The organism is Acinetobacter sp. TY1 (assembly GCF_048551395.1).
Lineage (GTDB): Bacteria > Pseudomonadota > Gammaproteobacteria > Pseudomonadales > Moraxellaceae > Acinetobacter.
In genome coordinates this window covers 62,075-83,615 of the sequence record NZ_JBLYZK010000001.1, presented here as the reverse complement: position 1 = coordinate 83,615, position 21,541 = coordinate 62,075, and the positions used below count along the sequence as shown (strand labels likewise).

Genomic DNA, 21,541 nt, shown 5'->3' with positions numbered 1-21,541 from the left:
TTTTAGCTCCCATGTCTACATTTTTAAGCCCTTGGATGCAATCCAAAGCACCTCAATTGGTTCTAATTTTTATTACCATTATTTGGGGTGGTAGTTTCCTAACGGTGCAATATGGTCTGAACTTTAGCAGCCCTATTTTATTTGTCGCTTTACGTTTTGCAGCGGCTGCCATTGCCGTGAGTATTATTTCATGGCGAAATTTAAAAGGCTTCAATTTAAAAGAAATTGTTGCAGGTGCGTGTATTGGTGCTGTCATTGCAATTGGCTATGGTACGCAAACCGTTGGGCTACAAACCATCAGTAGTAGTGAGTCTGCATTTCTAACTGCGCTTTATGTACCACTAGTACCTATTTTTGTTTGGATCATTTTTAAAACTAAAACCCATCTAATGACATGGCTCGGCGCAGGTTTGGCTTTTATTGGCTTAGTATTTTTAACAGGAAATGGTTTTGGCTCTATTCAACTGAATGATGGGCAAATTTTGACACTACTTGGCTCAATTGCGATTGCCTTTGAGATTATATTGATCGGTCATTTTGCTGGTTCAGTGAATGTCCGCCGAGTGACCGTATTACAACTAGTCTTTGCATCATTATTTTGTTTTTTACTTGCACCTTGCATTGGTGAAACACAATTACCCATGTTTGATTGGCGATTATTAATGGTTCTCATTGGGCTTGGCTGTGCGAGTGCAGGCATTCAACTGGCAATGAATTGGGCACAACGCGTAGTCGATCCTTCACAAGCTGCCATCATTTATGCAGGCGAACCTGTGTGGGCAGCAATCTTTGGGCGAATCGCAGGTGAGCGTTTACCGATAATTGCTTTATTTGGTGGTTTACTCGTGGTACTTGGTGTGATGGTCAGTGAGTGGAAGCCAAAATTTTTACAAAAAATGGAAAAAGAGATAAAGCCATAATGTTTTCAAAATGGCTTATGATCTCACTTGAAAATTTACGACAGATGTCTTTATGAGCACTTTATAAAAAATCACATGGCTTAAAATATTCAACATTCGGCATTGGATCATAAAAATGATGAAGCAATGCCTTCCATTCTAAATACGCCTCAGATTTTCTAAAGCCTTCTGTATGATGCTCAAGCGTATCCCAATGCACCTGTAAAATATAATGCTCTACATTCGTATGATGTTGCATGAGCTGTAACTGTTGGAAACCTGCGGCTTGCTGAATAATTTCTTTGGCAATATTAAATGCCTGTTCAAACGCAGCAGATTGCCCCACACTTACGTGTAAATGTACATGCTCAATAATCATGAAATATGAATCTCGTTAAGGAACAGGTTTATCTTCATTTAACACAATTAATCCACGTACAGCTCGGTAAACAATCCAAATCCAAGAAATAAAAATGACCGCTACACAAAAAGTAGTGCCAGCAAATGCAACACCCGCAAATGCATTTGGATTATCTAATGTCATGAACAAAAAGAAAAAAGGTACAAAGGCTAAGATATTCCAAATCAAATACCACCAAAAGGTACGAATTTGCCATTTAAAATGGCTTTCATAAATCGTACCTCGGACTGAATCCAATTTAACGTAGTTAATAATCAATGCGATGACAGCCAAAATTCCTGCCGAAAAAATTGCAATCATATATAAAATATAAAGAATAAAAGTTAATGACTTACTGTTATTTGAATCCATATCTTTATCTCCAATCGCATTTCCAAAAGATTAAATTTTGAAGGTATTTAAAGGTGAAACCAACCATACTATTAATAATAGATTTAGAAAAATTGTACAAAAGTAAATATTGCGAAACGGTTGTTTTTGCGTTTTATGTCGTAAACGTTGTTGTGCTAACCACGCAGATGGCCAACCACCCAAAAAGGATAAGATATGTAATGTATTTTCAGGTACACGGCGCTCACCTTGCTGAGCCGCTTCTTTATCTTGAGCATAAAACCAATACGTCATCGCATTGATAATAAAAACAAAGAGTAAAACTAGACTTGGCAATAAACCAGCAAAACTCAATCCTGCCAAAGCAATGATATAAATTACTGTCGCAATTTGCATAGGTTGTAATTTTTGTTTCTGTGCCGCAGCATAATTACTTTTAGACTGTGCAGATTTTTTCTTTGTTTGCGAAGCTTTTAAATACGTCACTTGCTTGGCTTGATAGCGTCCATGACCATCAAGCTGGACCATATATTCCAAAGCACAACCCTCGATTGGACGAGGACCGCGCTGTGCAAAGTCTTTAATATGTAAAAATACACGATCTTTGCTTGCATCATTGGGTTGAATAAAGCCGTAACCTTTATCATCAAACCATTCTACTAAACGTCCTTGATCGCGCATTTAAACCTCTTTATTCATAGACCTAAAACTAGGTGAAAAACCGTTAAGCTGTGACGAATTTTAATCGTTCAATCAGCATATTACGCATTTCTTGCGGATTTTTCTGCAAAATATCATCGCCAGTACGACCTTCAGCTTGATTAATTTGAGCCACTTGCAAACGCATCATCCAAAAACGCCCTGCAGCCATTGCCAAATACAACTCTAAACACGATTTTTCATCTGAAGTTAAAGGACGAATCGTTTCATAAGCTTCAAGAAATGCTTGTGCTTTATCTTCATTCAACGTTACATCAGGATATTCAGTACAGAAATCATTGAGCGTAATCGCAATATCAAACAACAATTCATCTTGATTCATTTCATAAAAATCTAAAATACCTGTCAGTTCCTCCCCCTCAAACAAAGTATTGTCACGGAATAAATCTGAATGGATTAAACCTTTCGGTCGATCAGGATACATCACTGTCAAAACTTCATATAAACCCAATAAATTATTCAAAATAGTCTTATCGGAATCATCTAGTGTAGGCTTAATCTGACGTGCAACATTGTACCAATACGCATGATCACGCGCCTCAGCACGAACCAAAGGAAAGTTTTGTAATGCTACATGCATTTTAGCTTGAGCAATTGCAATCGCTTGTGTTTGCTCAAGTGATGCAGGCATCGGATGATCACCCAACATCCGAGGTGCAATTTGTGCAGGTTTTTGCTTTAATTCATGAATCGCTTTACCACTATGACTTAATGGTACAGGGACAGCCAAACCTTGCTGCCCAAGATGTTCAAGTACAGGAACCAACTCACCTGCGCCCTGTTCATCAAGGTTTTCAAATAAGGTCAAAACATACTGTTTTGCATCTGTACATACAATAAAATAGTTGGTGTTTTGAATACCGCCCTGAATCGGAATCAGATCATTCACCTCCAGTCCATAAGGTGCTGCGAAGTCCTGAACTTCCTTTAAACTCAAAGTGGTATAAACCGACATATAAAACCTGCGAAAAAACTTACATAAGTTTGATAGAATACCCTCTTGAGTTACCAAGGTGTAGCACCTATGTAGCTTAGTTTCATAATCGACTGTTATTTTTGGAAAAAATTATGCTCGCTAAACGTATTATTCCTTGCCTAGACGTAGATAACGGTCGTGTGGTGAAAGGCGTTCAATTTCTTGATATTCGTGATGCAGGCGATCCTGTTGAAGTTGCACGTCGCTACAATGAACAAGGCGCAGATGAAATTACTTTTTTAGACATTACCGCTACCTCAAATGGTCGTGATACGACATATCGCACTGTAGAGCGTATGGCTGAAAGTGTTTTTGTTCCACTCACTGTCGGTGGTGGTGTACGTAAAGTTGAAGATATCCGTTTATTACTCAATGCAGGTGCAGACAAAGTCAGCATCAACTCTGCAGCAATTTATAATCCTGAATTTGTACAAGAAGCATCACAACGCTTTGGCGCACAATGTATTGTCGTTGCGATTGATGCGAAAAAAACTGGTGACAACAAATGGGAAATATTCACCCATGGCGGTCGTAAAGAAACAGGGATTGATGCAATTGAATGGGCTGTGAAAATGGCTGAATATGGCGCAGGCGAATTACTCGTAACCTCAATGGATGCCGATGGGACTAAAGCTGGCTACGACCTTGCGCTAATGCGTCAAATCAATGATCGAGTGACTATTCCAACAATTGCATCAGGTGGTGTAGGTAATTTACAACATTTAGCCGATGGTATTTTACATGGTGGTGCAGATGCCGTTTTAGCCGCGTCTATTTTCCACTTCGGTCAATATACCATTCCTGAAGCGAAACAATATCTTGCTGATCAAGGTATTGAGATGCGTCTATAATTTAAAAAATGCAGACCAAAGAGTGTAAAAATTACACTCTTTTTTACACTCAAAACAGATAAAAAAAAGATAAAAAAAAGGAGCCCTAAGACTCCCTATTAACTGAGAAAAGATAAGAAATACGCTTTCAAATCTTTAAAAAAATAAACATTCACTTTTACTCGCAAATCCAATATATATCAGCCATATACCTAGATATTGACCAATTACGCCTATTTTTATGACAATACACGACAGTTTGTGATTTTTAAACTTTAAGATAAAGCATCGACACGATTATCCGCTTGAACTTCAGTTTCAAGCATTTTGATGTTTTCAGCCGCCAACATTTTTACAGGAAAATACTGTTCCACTGTTTTTGACAACCATTTTGCTACAGGTTTTGGTAAGGTTATTCCCAATGGATTTTGCTCTTTTAAATCTATTGAAGACACCACACGTGTTCCCATAATATAATCAAACCAAGGCTTGGTCACACACCAGTTGGCATCTTGATTTGAGTTCATATGATGATCATAGTGCCATGGAATCGTCTTTTTCGCCCAATCAGGTTCTAAATGTGAACGACGATGAATATAATAATAATTGCAGGCACAATAGACGGTTGAAAGTGCCATACCTTTTGAAACAGGTAAAAATGCTGTACCAAATGCTGCAACCACAACAGCTAAAGATATCACTTCATTTTTTGTACGCCAATTTGATAAACCTTCGACATAACCATCATCAAAAAAACTTTGCTTTCTCACTTCACGATGATGTTCCCAATGTGACTTCATACTATGTGGTACAGGGCTAAAACGTGGCTTTCCTGTACGATGCGTACCATGCAAAATATATTTATGTGCAAACCACTCAAAGCCATTGGCAATTACAATGCCGGCAATAAAACCTTTAATCATTATCAGCTCTCCTCTTTATATCACTCAATATACCCCTGCTAATTTGATGAATCTTGACCCTAAAAAACCGTTTCGTTGACAAATTACGACAAATTGATTCAAATATTCTAAAAGATAATCTCAAACTCATTTAAAATGAGGGTTAGAACCCTACAACACCTGCTGAAAGGCTTGGAAATCATGCTTGAATTCTCTATAGTCAAGCGATATTGACTTAATACGACAACTTATTCTCACTACAACAAGAAAGGCCATAAAGATGCAACGGATAAAGGATTATGCCGGCTCAGTCTATGGTGGTTTGGGGCACTTGCTTTATGCATTTTGTCAGACCCGAAAACTAGACATTTCCGAACAATTACAACAGGTTCAAAATTTAGAGCGTTTTGATTTTGCACTTTGGCGGGACATACTCAAGCAAATGAGTCATGACATTAAAAGCCCTGCTCTCGGATTAGAAATTGCGGAACATGTTCAACCTAAACACTTGGGTATCATTGCTTATATTGCACAATCGAGTGAAACCCTCGGTGAGGCTTTGGCACGTTATCATGACTTTCATCGCTTGATTTATGATGGCAGTCCACTACAACTCAATAGATGTAATGAATATATTTCAATCCGTTGGGGAAAATTGCCTGAACATCTGACTACACAAGTCACCGATGAAATTGCGATGGCATTGATGGTGCAATTTTTACGACATTTTTTGTCACTAGACGACATTTTTTTACATGAAGTGCACTTTTGTCAAACTGCGCCAAAAGATATTAGCTTTTATAAAAAATACTTCCGTTGTAAGGTCAAATTCTCACAACCTTATGCAGAATTGCTTTTTGATCCATATATTTTAAACACTGAAATTAAACATGCCGATCAAACTTTACAAAAACTTTTGATGCAACAAGCGACATCTTTATTAGAAAAACTACCAAATAGCACACAGTTAGATGAGCGTTTACAGCAATTTATTCTCATAGGTTTACAGAAAAATAATTATCAAATTGAAGATGTTGCAAAACAACTTAATATGTCCATTCGCCAGTTACAACGCCATTTACAACAACAAAACACCACTTATCAACAGCGAGTACAAGATATTCGCAAGCTACTCGCTACACAATATTTAAGCGATCCACATCTAAGCCTACAAGAGATTGCACTACTCCTGAGCTATTCCGAGCAAAGTGCATTTCAACGTGCATTTAAATTATGGACAGGGGTTACGCCTTTACAATGGAGGCAACAAGATCAAATCAATGCATAATTGTCATAGATTTTTAAACAAAATTGATTAAAATACCTTCAAAGTGCTTCAAAAAGCCTGATTAAAATAAATATCAAATATCTAAAAATAGGAAACAATATGAATAAATATCTTGCTGAATTCATTGGAACATTTTGGCTTGTCTTTGGTGGTTGTGGTAGTGCTGTGCTTGCCGCCGCGTTCCCTGAGCTTGGAATTGGCTTTGCAGGTGTTGCACTTGCTTTCGGTCTGACTGTTTTAACAGGCGCTTATGCTCTAGGACACATTTCAGGTGGTCACTTCAATCCTGCTGTGAGTATCGGCTTAATGGTTGGCGGTCGTTTTGATGTAAAAGATCTTTTGCCTTACATCATTTCACAAGTCATTGGCGGTACTTTAGCTGCATTCGTTCTCTATCTGATTGTACAAGGTCAAGCTGACTTCACAGGTACAGGTGGCTTTGCAACAAACGGTTTTGGCGACTTATCTCCGGGTAAATACTCAATGATGTCAGCATTAATAATTGAAATTGTACTGACTGCCGTATTCCTCATCATCATCATGGGTTCTACAGACAAACGTGCACCTGCGGGCTTTGCACCAATTGCCATTGGTCTAGGTTTAACCTTAATTCACTTAATCAGTATTCCTGTAACGAATACATCTGTTAACCCTGCTCGTAGTACTGCTGTCGCTTTCTTCGCTGAAACAGCAGCACTTAGCCAATTGTGGTTATTCTGGGTTGCACCAATTATCGGTGCGATCATTGGTGCAGTGATTTATAAAGTTTTGGCAAATGGTCAAGATAAATAAAATGCTACGTTACATCTCATAGCGTTAACGATAAAAAGTCCGCATCTAATGCGGACTTTTTATGTTCGAATATATAGGATCATGCATTATAAAAATGGATTTTCAACTTCACCTAGATCAGGTCGATCAATTGTTTCTGGCAAATTTATTTGAGCTTCTAAAACACTGACAATAGTATTTATATAGTCTTGCAATACCTTTGCAGCCTCTAACCCTTGCTGATCTTTCGTGATCTGTAAATTACCTGAAAGATTAACCACATCTACATCATTTTCTAAAGTGAGATCATGAATGCTATGTGATTCTGTACCATTTTCAAAAGGTTTAAACATTTAAATTATTCTCAGCTATTTTCATCATTATGCTTTGAGTATATGTCAGTTTTTTTAGAATATTCAAACTTATTCAGCTTGCTATCCCAAGAAATTATATATGGTCAGACGTCATTTTATTTAATCTAACCATATGCTTACTGTTTATTTAAAAGCTGTAAAATAAACTGCAATAAAGCATCTTTTAACTGTTGAACCAAAGCATCTTGCGTTTGCTGATCCACTTTTGGCAATTCTGTTGGTGTAGTCGTTGAACTCGATGTATTCGACTGTCCTGACTTAAATTGCTTCTTAAGCGCAGTTAGCTGCTCTGCGGAAACATTTTCAGCACACTGACTATTTGCATCCCAATGGGAATAAGCAATTTTCTGTCCCGCTTTCACCTGTGTTGCTTTAAATGGTAGGTTATACGTATTACGCTTCTGCTCTTCCGTCAATTGTGGAAAGAGGTTCATACCTAACTGTTCTTCAAGTTGGCAAATACTGACTATTTTAACTTGTAGTGAATTATCATTCGGTGCGTAATATGCCCCAATCACACCATCTTTCGGAATATAAACTGCCTTAAAAACTGCGGTTGGAACAATGACCCCATTACCAATGGTTTTGAGTTTCTTTGCAGCAAATACAGGTCCCGTAATCACATATACATCTTGCTTTTGCTTGGTGACAATAGCACGTGTTGCTTCTTCTAATTCACGCCACACTTGCTGATTATTTTTTGGCGCTTGCGGCACCATATTTGCCAACGAAAAGCTATCATACTGTGAGGCTTTATCAGGCATATCTGCATTTGGCGACATGTGACCCCGGTCATAACCTGAAGCTCGATAATCGGATAATAATGCACGATGTTTTTCACTCACACGTGTTTCTTCGTGAAAGCTATCTTCACGTTTAATTTTTTGACTTAAGCGCTGTGGTGATAAATGCTCAGCAGTCCACAATGGTGTTTTTGACATGCCTGAATACATGACATTAAAGCCATTAAAACACAGTGGATAGGTATTTTTTTGTAAACTTTCTTTGGCTAAAAATGGCGGTTCTTCACGATAAAATTGTTTCAAACATTCTGAACTGCCAGATGCTGTAAAAGGAATATATTGTGCAATTTTTTCTTGTCCAAATGCAAAGGCAAAACTTCCTGTTGCAATCACACCCAATACCATTTTAACCAATGAATTATTCAACCAATTCCTTCCTGAAATTACTGATGTTTTGCGACTTTTCTTACGCGCCATTCTAACAACTAATCCTGAATTAAAAATCGTAAAAGGAAAGTGATTTATAGAAAATTTTCACCTGAATATTCAAATGAATAAATATTATTCATTTTCTACTTATTCCCCGAGTTATAGGATGTTTCAATACAAATAAAGATTTATAAATTATGGCATAGTTCATTTTATTATTAGACTTCCAGACGACATTAATTGTCGTTTTAATGCATTATTTCATGTGAAAAACCACCATATACTTCAACTTTAAATATTTATCCTATTTTTGTAGACACAAAAAAGCCAAGCGAACTTGGCTTTATCATCTATATGTTTAAATCATATTTTTAAATTTCGATTTGACTTCCCATTTCCACCACTCGGTTTGGTGGAATTTGATAGAAATCACTGACAGGGCTTGTATTTCGTTGCATTGAAATAAATAACTTTTCACGCCAAGGCGCCATACCATCACCTACCGTATGAATCAGGCGATCACGAGAAATAAAGAAGCTGATTCGCATCATATCAAATCGAATGTTTAACTGTTGATATGCCAATTCTAAAGCATCTGGAATATTCGGCTGATCTTTAAATCCATAATAAACGTAGATGCGTTGGAATCGATCATCTAAAACTTCTACACGAATTCGTTCCTGATTAGTCACATAAGGGACATCTCGGGTAATGACCGTGACCATCATATTGCGTTCATGCAAAACTTTATTGTGCTTAATATTATGCAACATCGCATGTGGCACAATATTTGGGTTGCCTGTAAGAAAAATTGCATCACCTGGTACAAAGATCGTTTCAGAACTTAAACTGACGCTTTTAATAAATAGTTCAAGTGATAAGGAATCTTTGGATAAGCGGTTAAATACAATCTCACGGCCATCTTTCCATGTCATTAAAATACAGAATGCAATTACACCAATCAGAATTGGCACCCATCCACCAGATATGATTTTTAATGATGTTGATGCAATAAAAACCAAATCAATCAACAAAAATGGAATTGCAAATAGTGCCACTTTCCATTTTGGCCAACGCCAAAAACCATAGGCTAGAATAGCAATCAAAATGGTGTCACAGAGCATGGTCATAGTAACCGCAACACCATAGGCACTCGCCAAATTTGCACTATTTTGAAAGATTAATATCAGCAATAAAATTGAGATATATAACACCCAATTGATAAAGGGTAGATAAATCTGTCCTTGTTCAACATCAGATGTATGTTGCACAGTTAAACGAGGCAAATAGCGCAATTGAATCGCCTGATTTGCCATGGAAAATACACCCGTAATTACCGCTTGTGATGCAATAACAGCAGCGGCTGTCGCCAAGCCAATCATTGGGTATAAAGCCCATTCAGGAATCAAAAGATAAAATGGGTTTTCAATGGCTGCGGGATCACGTAAGAGCAATGCACCCTGTCCTGCATAGTTCAGTAATAATGCAGGTAGAACGACAGTGAACCATGCCAACTTAATCGGTATACGTCCAAAATGGCCCATATCGGCATAGAGTGCTTCGCCACCTGTCATGGTCAAAATCACTGCACCCATCGCAATAAATGCAACAAAAGGTTGATGATAAATAAAGCTAATTGCCCAATGCGGACTAATCATTGCCAAAACATAAGGCGTCTGAAAAATACTATTTAGCCCAATCACGCCAATTGCAACAAACCATGCAAGTGTCACTGGACCAAAAAATTTTCCCATCGTTCCTGTACCATGTCGTTGTACAAGAAACAGTCCTGTCAAAATACCAATTGCAATTGGCATCAGCCATTGATTAAAAATTGGTGTGGCAATACTCAGCCCTTCAATAGCAGACATAACAGAAATCGCAGGGGTAATAATACCATCACCAAAAAATAGTGAAGCGCCTATAAAACCAAGTGCGATCAGAAAGATTTTTTTATTATCCGCAATTCGCGTGGAGCGAAGATTCAATGCCAATAAAGACATAATCCCGCCCTCGCCATTGTTATCGGCTTTCATAATGACAGTGATGTATTTGAAGCTAATGGTGAGCATCATGCACCAAAAAATTAACGATAAAATACCGAGTACGGTACTCTCATTAATCGCAATATGGGCAGAAATAAAGCATTGTCGCAGGGCGTACAATGGACTAGTTCCGATATCTCCAAACACCACACCAAGCGCAGCGAGTGTAATGGCAGGCAATGCAGCTTTTTTAGCAGTACTTTGCATAGATAATTCTTCGTTGAATAAACGCTGTTTTGGCGAATAATATCACTGAGTAAAATAATTTGCTTAAATCAATTGTTTCAACTTGGCATAACTGAGTTTTTTCGTTATTATCCGTCGCCTTGGTGAGGTGTCCGAGTGGCTGAAGGAGCACGCCTGGAAAGTGTGTAAACGTTTATAGCGTTTCGAGGGTTCGAATCCCTCTCTCACCGCCAAATTGCAAGAAACTGCACTCCAAAGCAGTAACAAAAGGCTTGAATCTAAAGGGTTCAGGCCTTTTTGTTATCTAGGCAATTACATGTAGTCTATTACAATCTTGCTATATCTGAGAGTATAAATTTCTCTCTTATAATACTGATTCCCATATAACGTCGATTAATCTAAGACAGACAAGAGATTAAAACTTGAATTTCAACATAAAGAATACTTTTTAATCACGATTGGATTTTTTTAAATTTTACTTCACTTTATTTAATAATATGTACTTATAGTAAAGTGAAAATAAGCTAAATATAAACACAACGTATGATGTAAAATAAATACTTAAATTATCATTAATTAAAATAAAAAATATTTAAATAAACTTAATAATATTTAAAAATAATTTAATACTAAAAAACATACTCTTAACTCAACAATTAAAATAAATTAAATAAAAAGCAAAATTTATATTTACAACAAAATCGATCTTTGTTAATAATAATGCAAACAAAATCACATTAAGAAGAAAAAGATGAAAAATTTACAATTGCTTATTTTTGGTGCTTTAGTTATTGCAAATGCAAGCGTGTTCTCAAACTCAAGCTTTGCTCAAGAACCAATAAAGAATCCAATACAAACTGAGCAGAGTACTTGTCATTCATTTGCATGGAACCTTGCAGCAGCACAAAAAGGCGATGCTCAAGCACAATATAATCTTGGCATGATGTATTTAAATGGCGATGATGTAAAAGCTGACAGTAAGCAAGCAATTACTTGGTTAAAAGCTTCAGCACAACAAAACAACGTACACGCCTCTTATCATTTGGCAGTAATGTCAGAACGTGGTATTTCAGTGACTCCGAATGATAAAGAAGCATTCCAATGGTATTTAAAAGCTGCTGAACTCGGTCATGCGAAAGCACAATACAAAGTTGCGAGTGCTTACCGTACAGGTACTGGTATACAACAAGATCAAGTGCTTGCAGCACAATGGTTCAGGAAATCAGCGAACCAAGGTAATCTTATGGCACAAGCTAATTTGAATTAATAAGATTAATAAAACAGCAATATAGCCTTTAATTTTAACTTTTTTATCCTCAGTGGAATGTTTGTATATTTTTTGGCTTGCATTCTCATTTTTTTTCTGTAGAATTCACGACACAACGCCGACATAGCTCAGTTGGTAGAGCAACTGACTTGTAATCAGTAGGTCCACAGTTCGAATCCGTGTGTCGGCACCACATCTTAGCCTCGCTTTTAAAGTGAGGCTTTGTTGTTTCTAGGCATTCGCTTTTGATAAAGTATTCATTTTTTAAAATTATATGATTCACAAGACTTTAAAAATTTAGAGCTCTTTCCTCCCTATTTTTCTGCTGTAATTTGTACATAACGAACAAACCCATCATCAAACAGTTTCTGACATAGCTTTGCTGTCATTTTTATTTTAAATGCATCTAAATTGTGTGTTTTAAGTTTTCGCTGATCAATATAATGTGCAAAACCTGCCAAAACAGACTGAGATAAGTCTTCAATTTGAATATTTTTAAATTTCTGATCTTTGAGTGCTTGCTCAATTCCTTGCCTGAATAATAAATCTTGTACATTCACATCGGCAGATTTCAACATTGTTTGATAAGGTAGACGTTGAAAATTTGTGAGTTGTTGCCATTTATCGGTCAGCATCAGTGTATGGAACCCGACACGACCATTTTCAGCCAGTACCTTCGATATCGAAAGAAGTAATTGATCTAAATTACAATGATATGCGGCATCTATAGAGATGATCACGCTAAATGGCTTGATTGGATACAATTGTGCTAAATCTAAAAAAGAATAACGATGGATGTGAATATCTGGAAGATGTAGTTGAATCAATTCAACGCATGCAGATTGGAGTTCAACCGCTTCTATTCGTGTAGGATGATAATGTTCTATCCAATGTTTGAGGCTTGCACCTTGTCCACAGCCTAAATCGAGTAGATGATCGTGTGGACTTAAGTGTAGCGCATGAGCAAGATGATCCGCCAAAGCTTGTGCAGCTTGTATATAGCTCGCTTGAGTGTCTGACCAATAGCCAAGATTACTCCAAGCAAGTGTTGCATCATCCCCCAACATTTGGGCATTGATGGCGTACTTATGCTGAGGGAAGACTTTCCAAAGGAATTTACGCATAGATCACTCAAATGCCTATTTTGACTTCATTTTCTCAGCACAGTTTATCATTAACACCCATTTTTGAATCATACATGCCATATAGAAAATGGCGATTATGCATAGCCAAGTTCAGGGGCAACTTCCACTTTTGGCTTTAAACCTTTAAAAGGGATTGGGGCATCAAAAATTTCTGCTATATGCATCGCAGAAGTCACTGCTGATTCTAAAATTGGTAAACCATCGCATGACCACGAACCACAGTAGAATACTTTACGGTCTGTTGCCTGATGGCGTTGTTGTAATTGATGATTGAGTTCAACTGTCACAGAGTCAACTACAGCACGTGTTAATGTCACTGAAGAAATGATCTTTTTCGGATCAATTGCCGTAACTGGACGCCATGTTTGGAATACTGGAGATTTTCCAACCAAAGTCGGTTCAATTGCATTTAACCATACTGTAAATTGCTGACGGGTAAAGTTACGATCCATCATATAACTCAATACAGCCCACTCTTTACGTTTTGGCGGCATCACGGTTACATCGGTATGCATGACCAATTCACCTTGCTCAAACTTAAACTGTTTCAGCAAAGCAATATCATCAGCAAACTGTTCATTATTAAGAAAACTTTCAATCTTATTGGTTGGTGTTGCTACCACCACACGATCAAACTCAAACTGCTCACCTTGTGCATTTTCAACATGCACATACTCACCACGTTGCTCTACTAACGTGATTCGAGAATCGCTGTGAATATCAATACCTTCAATCAACTTATCAACAAATGCAGCAGTTCCGCCATGTAAACGAAGCAATGCATCACCATCAGTCAACTGTCGAAGAAAAACCAAGAGTGGCTTTGCTGGCCATTCACCAATAGTTTTGGGATCACAAGTACAAATGGTATAGAGCACAGGCATCACCGCACCATGCCAAAAGACTTCTTCAATTTGATTATGATTGATAAACTCAGCGAGCGTAATATCTTGATTTTTAGATTTAAAAAATTGATGAATAGCTGTTTTGAGTTGTAACATCCCCTTCACCAAACGCCAACCGTACTGCTTAATTCCTTTTTTATTGTTAATAATGGGAAAGTTACCAATACGCGTTCGGCTCGTGGTCAGCCACGTTTCAATTTTGTCATCAAATAGCCAACTGCATGTCATAAATGTACGTACAGGGAAGGATTTAATACCTAAATGCGTTGCAAAGCTCAGTGTATTTTGCCAAAGATGCGGATTCATGACACGCAAAGGTGCATCAATGATTCCACCTTCAAAAGCAAGGCTATGACTGTCCATGCCTCTACCTGACAATGCTTCAAAAATTGTTATATTATGCCCAGCATCTTGCAAAATTCTTGCGGTCGCAAGCCCTGCCATGCCACTACCGATGACTGCAATCTTCAACGTTATTATCCAGAATTAACCATTTTTTTTATTATGACTGATGCTTATCCAATAAGAGCTATTAAAAAGTTCCAGTTTTTAAGATTTTTGATTGTTCAATCCTTGCATATCACTATTTGATTTACTCAAGATTCACATTGTGACTCTAACGACATCAGGAAATGAGCGATTTTAATTAATAAATTAAATTATGTAAATTAAAACATATAAATCAATATATTAAATTTACTTTTTATTTAAAATACTATTTACAAATATTTTTAACTTCATTATTATGCTAGCCAATAAAGTGAAACATATCACGTATTACAAAATAAATAACAATACGATGATGTAATTTAAAAATTAAAATACGACCAAAATAATAAGTAAAAGAGAAACTACAGCGCAAAAAGGATCTCTAGTCCAAACACTAGAGATCCTTTTTTATTATGTAAAATTTTTACTTTTTCAAAAATTCAACGCATATCTATGTACATCTATGAAAATTTGACCGATTATTAAAATTAATGTCTATTTTTTATACAAATTTACAAAAAAAGAAAGAGCTCTTCAAAAAACATATATAAATCAATGCACAAATAATTATCTTTTGCTTTACAACGCTGAAGAAACACACTAATATGCACCCAACAAAATGACAACTATGTCACACTAATTAATGTAAACATTACTATGTGTGCAAATAATAACAATAAACAATAATAATAGTTGCAAATAATAAAATAGAAACTACAGCGCAAAAAGGATCTCTAGTGTGTGGACTAGAGATCCTTTTTATTATAAGCCTTTAGATAATTTTTTTCGAATAGCTACGCATAATTTTCAGCATACTTTATAGATAAAAAGCGGATCTGTGGATCCGTTTTTTATTGATAATATTGTATAAAACAATTTATGTATCAATCGCTTAAGACTGAACTGGAATCGTACCAAATTTACCATTGTTAAAATCGTTAAAAGCTTCAACAATTTCTTCTTTGGTATTCATGACAAATGGCCCATAACCTTGAATAGGTTCATTAAGTGGCTCACCTGTTAGAACAAGGAATTTCGTATCTTGTATTGCTTCCAATAATATCGCTGGATCATCATTTTGTTCAAACAATACAATTGAACTATCTTGAACTTTTTGCGTACCATTAATTAACATTTCACCTTCAAGTATAACAACAAGTACTGTGTGACTCATAGGCACATGAATATGTTCAGATTTCTCTGCTTTCAACTGACCATCCCATACATTGATTGAGCTAAATGTTGACGCTGGTCCTTTCACATCATGGAATGTTCCCGCAATCACACGAATCTGACCCGCATCATCAGCAAAATTTACAACTGGAATATCAGAATTATCAATAGCCTGATAACGCGCTGGTGTCATTTTATCTTTTGCAGGCAGATTTACCCACAATTGAACCATTTCAAATAAACCACCTTTTTTAGCAAATTCTTTTGAATGAAATTCTTCATGTACAACGCCTGCACCTGCTGTCATCCACTGTACATCGCCAGTTTTAATGATACCACCACCACCACTCGAATCTTTATGCTCAACTTCACCTTTATAAGCAATCGTCACAGTTTCAAAACCACGGTGTGGATGTGAACCTACTCCATGTTGTGCAGTTGTTGGCTGAAATTGATATGGTGCAGCATAATCAAGTAATAAAAATGGACTCACAGCTTGACCTAAACGATCATAGCTGAATAGATTTTTTACTGGAAAGCCATCGCCAACCCAATGCATATTTTGATTACGATACACACCAATTACTTTTCTCATTTTTTTGGCTCCAATTTGATCAATTATTTAACTTGGTTATATGTTATTGCGTTTATCATCATCACAACATAGTGCTACCAATATTCTTCATCTCAAATATAGGAATATTATGAAGCTAGATTAAATAAAATAAACTCTTTCTTATAAAAATCATTATATTACCCATAATGTCTTATATTTAGGATTATCTTTCTCACAATACACACTTAACGAACTAAAAATCCACCAGTAAAGTGTTGTAAATTCGAAATTGATTTCGAATTCTAAATTTTTTGATAATCCTGACGCATATTTAAGGAAAATAAAAATGGGCAAGCCATACGTACGTTTAGACAAAGATAATGCAGTGGTTCTTTTAGTAGATCATCAAACTGGTTTACTTTCACTGGTTCGTGATATTGATCCTGATAAATTCAAAAACAACGTTTTAGCACTTGCTGCTGCGGCGAAATATTTTAACCTTCCAACAATTTTAACAACAAGTTTTGAAGATGGTCCAAATGGTCCTTTAGTTCCTGAACTTAAAGCAATGTTCCCAGATGCACCTTATATCCCTCGTCCTGGTCAAATCAATGCTTGGGATAACGAAGACTTCGTAAAAGCAGTTAAAGCAACGGGGAAAAAACAGTTGATCATTGCTGGTGTTGTAACTGAAGTTTGTGTTGCTTTCCCAGCTCTTTCTGCACTTGCTGAAGATTTTGATGTGTTTGTTGTAACGGATGCTTCTGGTACGTTCAACCAATTAACTCGTGATTCTGCATTAGACCGTATGTCACAAGCTGGTGCTCAGTTGATGACTTGGTTCGGTGCTTCTTGTGAATTACACCGTGACTGGCGTAATGACATCGAAGGTTTAGGTGCATTATTTGGTGCGCATATCCCTGACTATAGTAACTTAATCCAAAGCTACGTAAAAAATACAACAAAATAATCAGTAAAGTATTCAGTTCTACTGAATAACAAAAAAGCGATTTTTGTATCGCTTTTTTGTTATTATTTTAAACAATTTTATTTTTAAATATCTAAATTCTACTGATTTTCACATCAATGATATAATTTTTACTCTGACTGAACGTTTCGGGTGAATCAATGCATTCTTTTGATGACTATTATTATTTTTACCTTGTCGTCAAACATGGCGGTTTCAGTGCTGCGAGTGAAGCAAGTAATATTACAAAATCCAAATTAAGTCGTCGCATTTTAGATTTAGAAGCAAAATTTAATATTACATTGATTCAACGCTCTACAAGACATTTTAAAGTGACAACACTTGGACAAGAATTTTATGAAGAGTGTAATAAAATTATTGAACAAGTTGAAGTTGCACAAAGCGTATTGCTAAAACAAAAAATTGATCCGCAAGGTTTAATCAAAATTAGCTGTCCTGCAGTAATGATGGAGTATCAAGTTCGTCCCTTACTCAATGAATTTTTAAAAAATCATCCAAAAATAAATGTCGAGCTTGAACTAACGAGCCGCCGTATCGATATTTTACGCGATGATATTGATCTTGCGATTCGTACCAATTTTTCATCCAATGAAGATTCTAGTATTATTGTTCGTGATGTCATTAAAACTACCCATTGTTTAGTGGCAAGCCCTGAGTTATTACAAGGTAAAACGCTAAAACATATTACTGAACTCAGTGCATTTCCAAGTATTGTTTTAGGTACGCACAAACAACAGTATCACTGGCATTTACATAATCTAACACATACAGATGAAATTGATATTCCGCTACAACCACGAATTAAAAGTAATGATTTAGCAGGTACCTACTATGCTGTACTTGATGGTTTAGGCATTGCTGATTTGCCTTATTTGACGGTAAAAAATGATATTCTCGCAGGTCGACTGATTCATTTATTCCCCGATTGGTGTTCAAATATAGGCACTGTTCAATTGGTTTACGCTTCTCGTAAAGGTCAACGCCCTGTTATGGAAAAACTAATTGAACATTTAATTGAAGGTTTACGAGCTTATGCACCTGAAAATGATGGCTACTTAATGTAAATGTAATTTTAAATTATTGAATGTATTTAAATTAAAGTAAAAAACCGAGCATATTCTGCTCGGTTTTTTTAAAAATATATATTTAATCAAAAATTTATATTTTTCCAACTAAATCAATTGATGGTGCAAGTGTTGCATCACCTTCTTTCCATTTTGCAGGACAAACTTCACCTGGATGTGCATAGACATATTGTGCTGCTTTCACTTTACGCAATAACTCTGATGCATCACGACCAATACCACCTGCATTGATTTCTACAATTTGAATTTTACCTTCAGGATCAATTACAAACGTACCACGATCCGCCATACCATCGGCTTCAATTAAAACATCAAAGTTTTTAGCTAAAGTCCACGTTGGATCACCCACCATCGTATATTGAATTTTCTTAATTTCATCCGAAGAATCGTGCCAAGCTTTATGCGTAAAGTGTGTGTCTGTAGATACTGAATAAATTTCTACACCCATACTTTGAAATTCTGCATAGTTGTCTGCTAAATCACCCAATTCTGTTGGACATACAAAGGTAAAATCGGCTGGATAGAAAAATACAACTGACCATTTGCCAAACATATCTTTTTCAGATACTTCAATAAATTCACCATTTTTATATGCTGTTGCGTTAAATGCCTTAACTTCAGTATTCATTAAACTCATTTGGTATTCCTTCAATTCATTTCAGAAAATGCTTATTTGGTGAAATCAGAATACGTAAAAACACAAAATAGGTAAAACAGTAGTTTTTTATAAAAATAATCGTTTTTTTAGATTTAGACTTTCATAGACATCATTAAAAATACCTCAACAAATTAAATTATATATTCACTTTTAACTTAGCATTTTCTTTAGTTAAAAAAATAGCTTCTCTTATTTACAAAATAAAAGAAGCTATTTTTCTATTTAAGTATTTAATTTAAAACAATAAAATATTAAATAATTTAACAAAACACACTCTCTAGTAGGTGTCAAAACGGAAGATCATCATCTAAATCTGTAGGTGCTTGTGCAGGCGCAGATGGAGCAGCAGGTTTAGGTGATTGAAAACCTTGGTTTACAGAATTTCCGCCATTACCATAACCACCTTGATTGCTCTGATTGTTATAACCACCTTGGTTAGACCCCTGATTGCCATAACCACCGCCTTGGTTGTTATTGCTGTTATAACTACCTTGCTGATTATTATTGAAACGAGGTTGATTATAACCACCATTATCAGCATTTTGACCTTGATCACCTTGCTGACGGCTGTCTAGCATTTGCATTTGGTCACCACGAATTTCTGTCGTATAACGCTCTTGACCATTCTGATCTGTCCACTGACGTGTACGAAGTGAACCTTCAATATAAACCTTTGAACCTTTACGTAAATATTGCTGTGCAATTTCACCTAAACGATTATTCAAGACAATACGGTGCCATTCTGTTTGTTCTTTTCTTTCGCCCGAACTTTTGTCTGTCCACGATTCGCTTGTTGCAATCGAAAACTGTGTCAATGAACCACCATTTGGAAACGATTTTGTTTCAGGATCTTTACCCAAAGTACCTACTAAAATAACTTTATTTACGCCGCGCATCTGCTCTAATCTTCCTATTCGAATCTATGTTTTACTTTATAAGAGTTATGATTAAATGGCTACCTCTTTACCCAACAAGTGCGTTAAATGTTGTCGCGCAGCATCGTCAATTTGCTGTTTATCGACCTTTAAATACGCCACTTGATGTTCTGACATCACCACAACTTCTTCAATACCACGAATTGCCAATAATTGAGAAGTCCAATCATCGGTTTGTTTATCTTCAGGTAAACGAAGTACAACAGAGCTTAAATAACGGGGTTGTTCCAAGCCAAAACTTATAAATAACCAAATAATCGCAATCGCAGAAAGAATGCTCCAGCCCATGGTTGTATTGTGCAAAAGTAACAATTGCCCGCCTAATGTTCCACCAAAAAATGCACCGAGGAATTGTGCACTCGCATTAACCCCCATTGCAGTTGCTTTGGACTCAATAGGTGCTACTTTTGAAATCCATGAAGGTAAAAGTGCTTCCATCACATTGAATGCAATAAAGAATAAACCTAAACCTGTAAGCAGAATATATTTTGACTCATAACCAAAAATTAGAATCAGTAAACCTGTGATAATTCCTGTAATGGCAACAAGAAAAATTCCACGCATTTTCCGATATTTTTCAGCCAAAATAATACTTGGAAATGCGAAAAATAAGCTGACGAGTAACAGCGGTAAATACACAATACCATGCTTTGACAATGGGATTCCTGCATAACCGATTAACTGCGATGGAACATAAATAAACATTGCTGTGAGCAATAAATGTAGAGAAAAAACCGAAACATGTAGTCGATTTAAATCACCCATTTTCAGTACTTGTTTAAGCTGTTTTACATAACCATGTTTAAAATTTTGATGATGGCGTTTGGTTTTAGGCACCATAAATAACATAAGCATGGCAAGCAAACCCATGATTGTAGTCACCCAGAATAATCCTGAGATTCCGACCAAAGTCGTCAACCACGGACCAAGACTAAATGCCACCACAAAAGACACACCTATACTCATGCCCATGGTTGCCATTGCTTTCGTACGGTTTTCTTCACGTGTAACATCAGCAAGTAGTGCCATTACAACTGCTGAAACAGCTCCTGCACCTGCAATTGCCCGCCCAATGATTACGCCATAAATCGTTTCAGACATTGCTGCAACTGCACCACCAAGTGCAAACAGCAGTAAGCCAAAAATAATCAGTGGCTTACGGCTAAAACGATCTGCCAGTAAACTAAAAGGTATTTGTAACAATGCCTGACTTAAACCATAGACACCAACTGCCAATCCAAGCAATGCTGGTGTTGCATACTGATATGACTGCCCCGCCACTGCAAATACTGGGATAATCATGAACAGACCTAACATTCGTAAAGCAAAAATACTGCTCAGCGCAAAGGTCGAACGACGTTCTAAGGCATTCATCATAGCTATAAACTTTTCAATTTAATCAAACAACTCTCTAAATACATCATCG

The 21,541-nt window shown here is 36.4% G+C and carries 21 protein-coding genes and 2 tRNA genes; 9 read left to right on the top strand and 14 right to left on the bottom strand.

Annotated elements, in window-relative coordinates; translation table 11 throughout:
- Positions 1-11: 11 nt before the first annotated feature.
- Positions 12-920 (top strand): DMT family transporter, encoded by a 909-nt coding sequence (locus tag ACK2M2_RS00350; protein ID WP_419345772.1) that lies wholly within the window; start codon positions 12-14, stop codon positions 918-920.
- A gap of 61 nt (positions 921-981) precedes the next feature.
- On the opposite strand, the gene ACK2M2_RS00345 is transcribed toward ACK2M2_RS00350, so the two are convergent.
- The 4 genes from ACK2M2_RS00345 to ACK2M2_RS00330 are packed head-to-tail and all read right to left on the bottom strand — an operon-like array spanning position 982 to position 3,325.
- Positions 982-1,278 carry an antibiotic biosynthesis monooxygenase family protein gene (locus tag ACK2M2_RS00345; RefSeq protein WP_409509836.1) on the bottom strand — a complete coding sequence of 99 codons (297 nt, stop codon included), beginning with the start codon at positions 1,276-1,278 and terminating at the stop codon, positions 982-984.
- 15 nt (positions 1,279-1,293) lie between these two features.
- Positions 1,294-1,671: a DUF4870 family protein gene (locus tag ACK2M2_RS00340; RefSeq protein ID WP_409509835.1), complete on the bottom strand. Its 378-nt coding sequence runs from the start codon at positions 1,669-1,671 to the stop codon at positions 1,294-1,296.
- 30 nt (positions 1,672-1,701) lie between these two features.
- Positions 1,702-2,331 (bottom strand): DUF1294 domain-containing protein, encoded by a 630-nt coding sequence (locus ACK2M2_RS00335; RefSeq protein WP_419345771.1) that lies wholly within the window; start codon positions 2,329-2,331, stop codon positions 1,702-1,704.
- Positions 2,332-2,374: 43 nt separating this feature from the next.
- On the bottom strand, positions 2,375-3,325 hold the full coding sequence (locus ACK2M2_RS00330; protein WP_419345770.1) for a homoserine kinase: 951 nt from the start codon (positions 3,323-3,325) through the stop codon (positions 2,375-2,377).
- A gap of 110 nt (positions 3,326-3,435) precedes the next feature.
- Between ACK2M2_RS00330 and hisF the strand changes: the two genes are divergently transcribed.
- On the top strand, positions 3,436-4,197 hold the full coding sequence (gene hisF, locus ACK2M2_RS00325; protein WP_409510007.1) for an imidazole glycerol phosphate synthase subunit HisF: 762 nt from the start codon (positions 3,436-3,438) through the stop codon (positions 4,195-4,197).
- 254 nt (positions 4,198-4,451) lie between these two features.
- On the opposite strand, the gene ACK2M2_RS00320 is transcribed toward hisF, so the two are convergent.
- Positions 4,452-5,099 (bottom strand): sterol desaturase family protein, encoded by a 648-nt coding sequence (locus tag ACK2M2_RS00320; protein WP_409509832.1) that lies wholly within the window; start codon positions 5,097-5,099, stop codon positions 4,452-4,454.
- 259 nt (positions 5,100-5,358) lie between these two features.
- Between ACK2M2_RS00320 and ACK2M2_RS00315 the strand changes: the two genes are divergently transcribed.
- Both ACK2M2_RS00315 and aqpZ read left to right on the top strand, forming a co-directional pair.
- Entirely contained in the window at positions 5,359-6,366 is a 1,008-nt protein-coding gene (locus tag ACK2M2_RS00315) for an AraC family transcriptional regulator ligand-binding domain-containing protein (RefSeq protein ID WP_419345769.1), read from the top strand.
- Positions 6,367-6,465: 99 nt separating this feature from the next.
- Positions 6,466-7,158 (top strand): aquaporin Z, encoded by a 693-nt coding sequence (aqpZ, locus tag ACK2M2_RS00310; RefSeq protein ID WP_419345768.1) that lies wholly within the window; start codon positions 6,466-6,468, stop codon positions 7,156-7,158.
- Between the two features lie 86 nt (positions 7,159-7,244).
- Here the strand turns inward: aqpZ and ACK2M2_RS00305 are convergent, their stop codons facing one another.
- The 3 genes from ACK2M2_RS00305 to ACK2M2_RS00295 form a co-directional block, all read right to left on the bottom strand.
- A complete protein-coding gene (locus ACK2M2_RS00305) occupies positions 7,245-7,490 on the bottom strand; it encodes a hypothetical protein (protein ID WP_409509829.1) in 246 nt (81 codons plus the stop codon).
- A gap of 137 nt (positions 7,491-7,627) precedes the next feature.
- On the bottom strand, positions 7,628-8,731 hold the full coding sequence (locus ACK2M2_RS00300) for a DNA/RNA non-specific endonuclease (protein WP_419345767.1): 1,104 nt from the start codon (positions 8,729-8,731) through the stop codon (positions 7,628-7,630).
- A gap of 323 nt (positions 8,732-9,054) precedes the next feature.
- Positions 9,055-10,935 (bottom strand): potassium transporter Kup, encoded by a 1,881-nt coding sequence (locus ACK2M2_RS00295; RefSeq protein ID WP_409509827.1) that lies wholly within the window; start codon positions 10,933-10,935, stop codon positions 9,055-9,057.
- A 121-nt stretch (positions 10,936-11,056) separates the two neighbouring features.
- Here ACK2M2_RS00295 and ACK2M2_RS00290 point away from each other — a divergent pair.
- The 3 genes from ACK2M2_RS00290 to ACK2M2_RS00280 all read left to right on the top strand — a co-directional run bounded on the left by ACK2M2_RS00290 (position 11,057) and on the right by ACK2M2_RS00280 (position 12,374).
- Positions 11,057-11,147: transfer RNA gene (locus ACK2M2_RS00290), tRNA-Ser, on the top strand.
- 518 nt (positions 11,148-11,665) lie between these two features.
- Entirely contained in the window at positions 11,666-12,181 is a 516-nt protein-coding gene (locus ACK2M2_RS00285) for a tetratricopeptide repeat protein (protein WP_409509826.1), read from the top strand.
- A gap of 117 nt (positions 12,182-12,298) precedes the next feature.
- Positions 12,299-12,374 (top strand) — tRNA-Thr (locus ACK2M2_RS00280).
- A 121-nt stretch (positions 12,375-12,495) separates the two neighbouring features.
- Here ACK2M2_RS00280 and ACK2M2_RS00275 read toward each other — a convergent pair.
- The 3 genes from ACK2M2_RS00275 to ACK2M2_RS00265 all read right to left on the bottom strand — a co-directional run bounded on the left by ACK2M2_RS00275 (position 12,496) and on the right by ACK2M2_RS00265 (position 16,488).
- Positions 12,496-13,305, bottom strand: coding sequence for an SAM-dependent methyltransferase (locus ACK2M2_RS00275; RefSeq protein WP_419345766.1), 810 nt, complete (start codon positions 13,303-13,305; stop codon positions 12,496-12,498).
- Between the two features lie 95 nt (positions 13,306-13,400).
- A complete protein-coding gene (locus tag ACK2M2_RS00270) occupies positions 13,401-14,702 on the bottom strand; it encodes an FAD-dependent oxidoreductase (protein ID WP_419345765.1) in 1,302 nt (433 codons plus the stop codon).
- Between the two features lie 910 nt (positions 14,703-15,612).
- A complete protein-coding gene (locus ACK2M2_RS00265) occupies positions 15,613-16,488 on the bottom strand; it encodes a pirin family protein (protein WP_419345764.1) in 876 nt (291 codons plus the stop codon).
- A gap of 307 nt (positions 16,489-16,795) precedes the next feature.
- Between ACK2M2_RS00265 and ycaC the strand changes: the two genes are divergently transcribed.
- The gene (ycaC, locus tag ACK2M2_RS00260; RefSeq protein ID WP_419345763.1) at positions 16,796-17,419 is read left to right on the top strand and encodes an isochorismate family cysteine hydrolase YcaC; all 624 of its coding nucleotides are present in this window, start codon (positions 16,796-16,798) and stop codon (positions 17,417-17,419) included.
- 158 nt (positions 17,420-17,577) lie between these two features.
- A complete protein-coding gene (locus ACK2M2_RS00255) occupies positions 17,578-18,501 on the top strand; it encodes a LysR substrate-binding domain-containing protein (protein ID WP_419345762.1) in 924 nt (307 codons plus the stop codon).
- A 94-nt stretch (positions 18,502-18,595) separates the two neighbouring features.
- Here ACK2M2_RS00255 and ahpC read toward each other — a convergent pair whose 3' ends face one another.
- From ahpC to ACK2M2_RS00240, 3 genes are all read right to left on the bottom strand, one after another.
- Complete coding sequence (gene ahpC, locus ACK2M2_RS00250) at positions 18,596-19,159, bottom strand: alkyl hydroperoxide reductase subunit C (protein WP_419345761.1); 564 nt, start codon at positions 19,157-19,159, stop codon at positions 18,596-18,598.
- Between the two features lie 308 nt (positions 19,160-19,467).
- Positions 19,468-20,076, bottom strand: coding sequence for a single-stranded DNA-binding protein (gene ssb, locus ACK2M2_RS00245; protein ID WP_419345760.1), 609 nt, complete (start codon positions 20,074-20,076; stop codon positions 19,468-19,470).
- A 51-nt stretch (positions 20,077-20,127) separates the two neighbouring features.
- Positions 20,128-21,492 (bottom strand): MFS transporter, encoded by a 1,365-nt coding sequence (locus ACK2M2_RS00240; RefSeq protein ID WP_419345759.1) that lies wholly within the window; start codon positions 21,490-21,492, stop codon positions 20,128-20,130.
- Between the last annotated feature and the right edge of the window lie 49 nt (positions 21,493-21,541).

Bases quoted from the DNA above. Each gene is read 5' to 3' on its own strand.
- ACK2M2_RS00350 (WP_419345772.1), top strand. From the start codon at position 12: ATGTCTACATTTTTAAGCCCTTGGATGCAATCCAAAGCACCTCAATTG.
- ACK2M2_RS00315 (WP_419345769.1), top strand. From the start codon at position 5,359: ATGCAACGGATAAAGGATTATGCCGGCTCAGTCTATGGTGGTTTGGGG.
- ACK2M2_RS00240 (WP_419345759.1), bottom strand. From the start codon at position 21,492: ATGATGAATGCCTTAGAACGTCGTTCGACCTTTGCGCTGAGCAGTATT.
- ssb (WP_419345760.1), bottom strand. From the start codon at position 20,076: ATGCGCGGCGTAAATAAAGTTATTTTAGTAGGTACTTTGGGTAAAGAT.
- ACK2M2_RS00345 (WP_409509836.1), bottom strand. From the start codon at position 1,278: ATGATTATTGAGCATGTACATTTACACGTAAGTGTGGGGCAATCTGCT.
- ACK2M2_RS00285 (WP_409509826.1), top strand. From the start codon at position 11,666: ATGAAAAATTTACAATTGCTTATTTTTGGTGCTTTAGTTATTGCAAAT.
- ACK2M2_RS00265 (WP_419345764.1), bottom strand. From the start codon at position 16,488: ATGAGAAAAGTAATTGGTGTGTATCGTAATCAAAATATGCATTGGGTT.
- ACK2M2_RS00255 (WP_419345762.1), top strand. From the start codon at position 17,578: ATGCATTCTTTTGATGACTATTATTATTTTTACCTTGTCGTCAAACAT.
- ACK2M2_RS00305 (WP_409509829.1), bottom strand. From the start codon at position 7,490: ATGTTTAAACCTTTTGAAAATGGTACAGAATCACATAGCATTCATGAT.
- ACK2M2_RS00295 (WP_409509827.1), bottom strand. From the start codon at position 10,935: ATGCAAAGTACTGCTAAAAAAGCTGCATTGCCTGCCATTACACTCGCT.
- ACK2M2_RS00300 (WP_419345767.1), bottom strand. From the start codon at position 8,731: ATGGCGCGTAAGAAAAGTCGCAAAACATCAGTAATTTCAGGAAGGAAT.
- ycaC (WP_419345763.1), top strand. From the start codon at position 16,796: ATGGGCAAGCCATACGTACGTTTAGACAAAGATAATGCAGTGGTTCTT.
- ACK2M2_RS00330 (WP_419345770.1), bottom strand. From the start codon at position 3,325: ATGTCGGTTTATACCACTTTGAGTTTAAAGGAAGTTCAGGACTTCGCA.
- aqpZ (WP_419345768.1), top strand. From the start codon at position 6,466: ATGAATAAATATCTTGCTGAATTCATTGGAACATTTTGGCTTGTCTTT.
- ACK2M2_RS00275 (WP_419345766.1), bottom strand. From the start codon at position 13,305: ATGCGTAAATTCCTTTGGAAAGTCTTCCCTCAGCATAAGTACGCCATC.
- ACK2M2_RS00320 (WP_409509832.1), bottom strand. From the start codon at position 5,099: ATGATTAAAGGTTTTATTGCCGGCATTGTAATTGCCAATGGCTTTGAG.
- ahpC (WP_419345761.1), bottom strand. From the start codon at position 19,159: ATGAGTTTAATGAATACTGAAGTTAAGGCATTTAACGCAACAGCATAT.
- ACK2M2_RS00335 (WP_419345771.1), bottom strand. From the start codon at position 2,331: ATGCGCGATCAAGGACGTTTAGTAGAATGGTTTGATGATAAAGGTTAC.
- ACK2M2_RS00340 (WP_409509835.1), bottom strand. From the start codon at position 1,671: ATGGATTCAAATAACAGTAAGTCATTAACTTTTATTCTTTATATTTTA.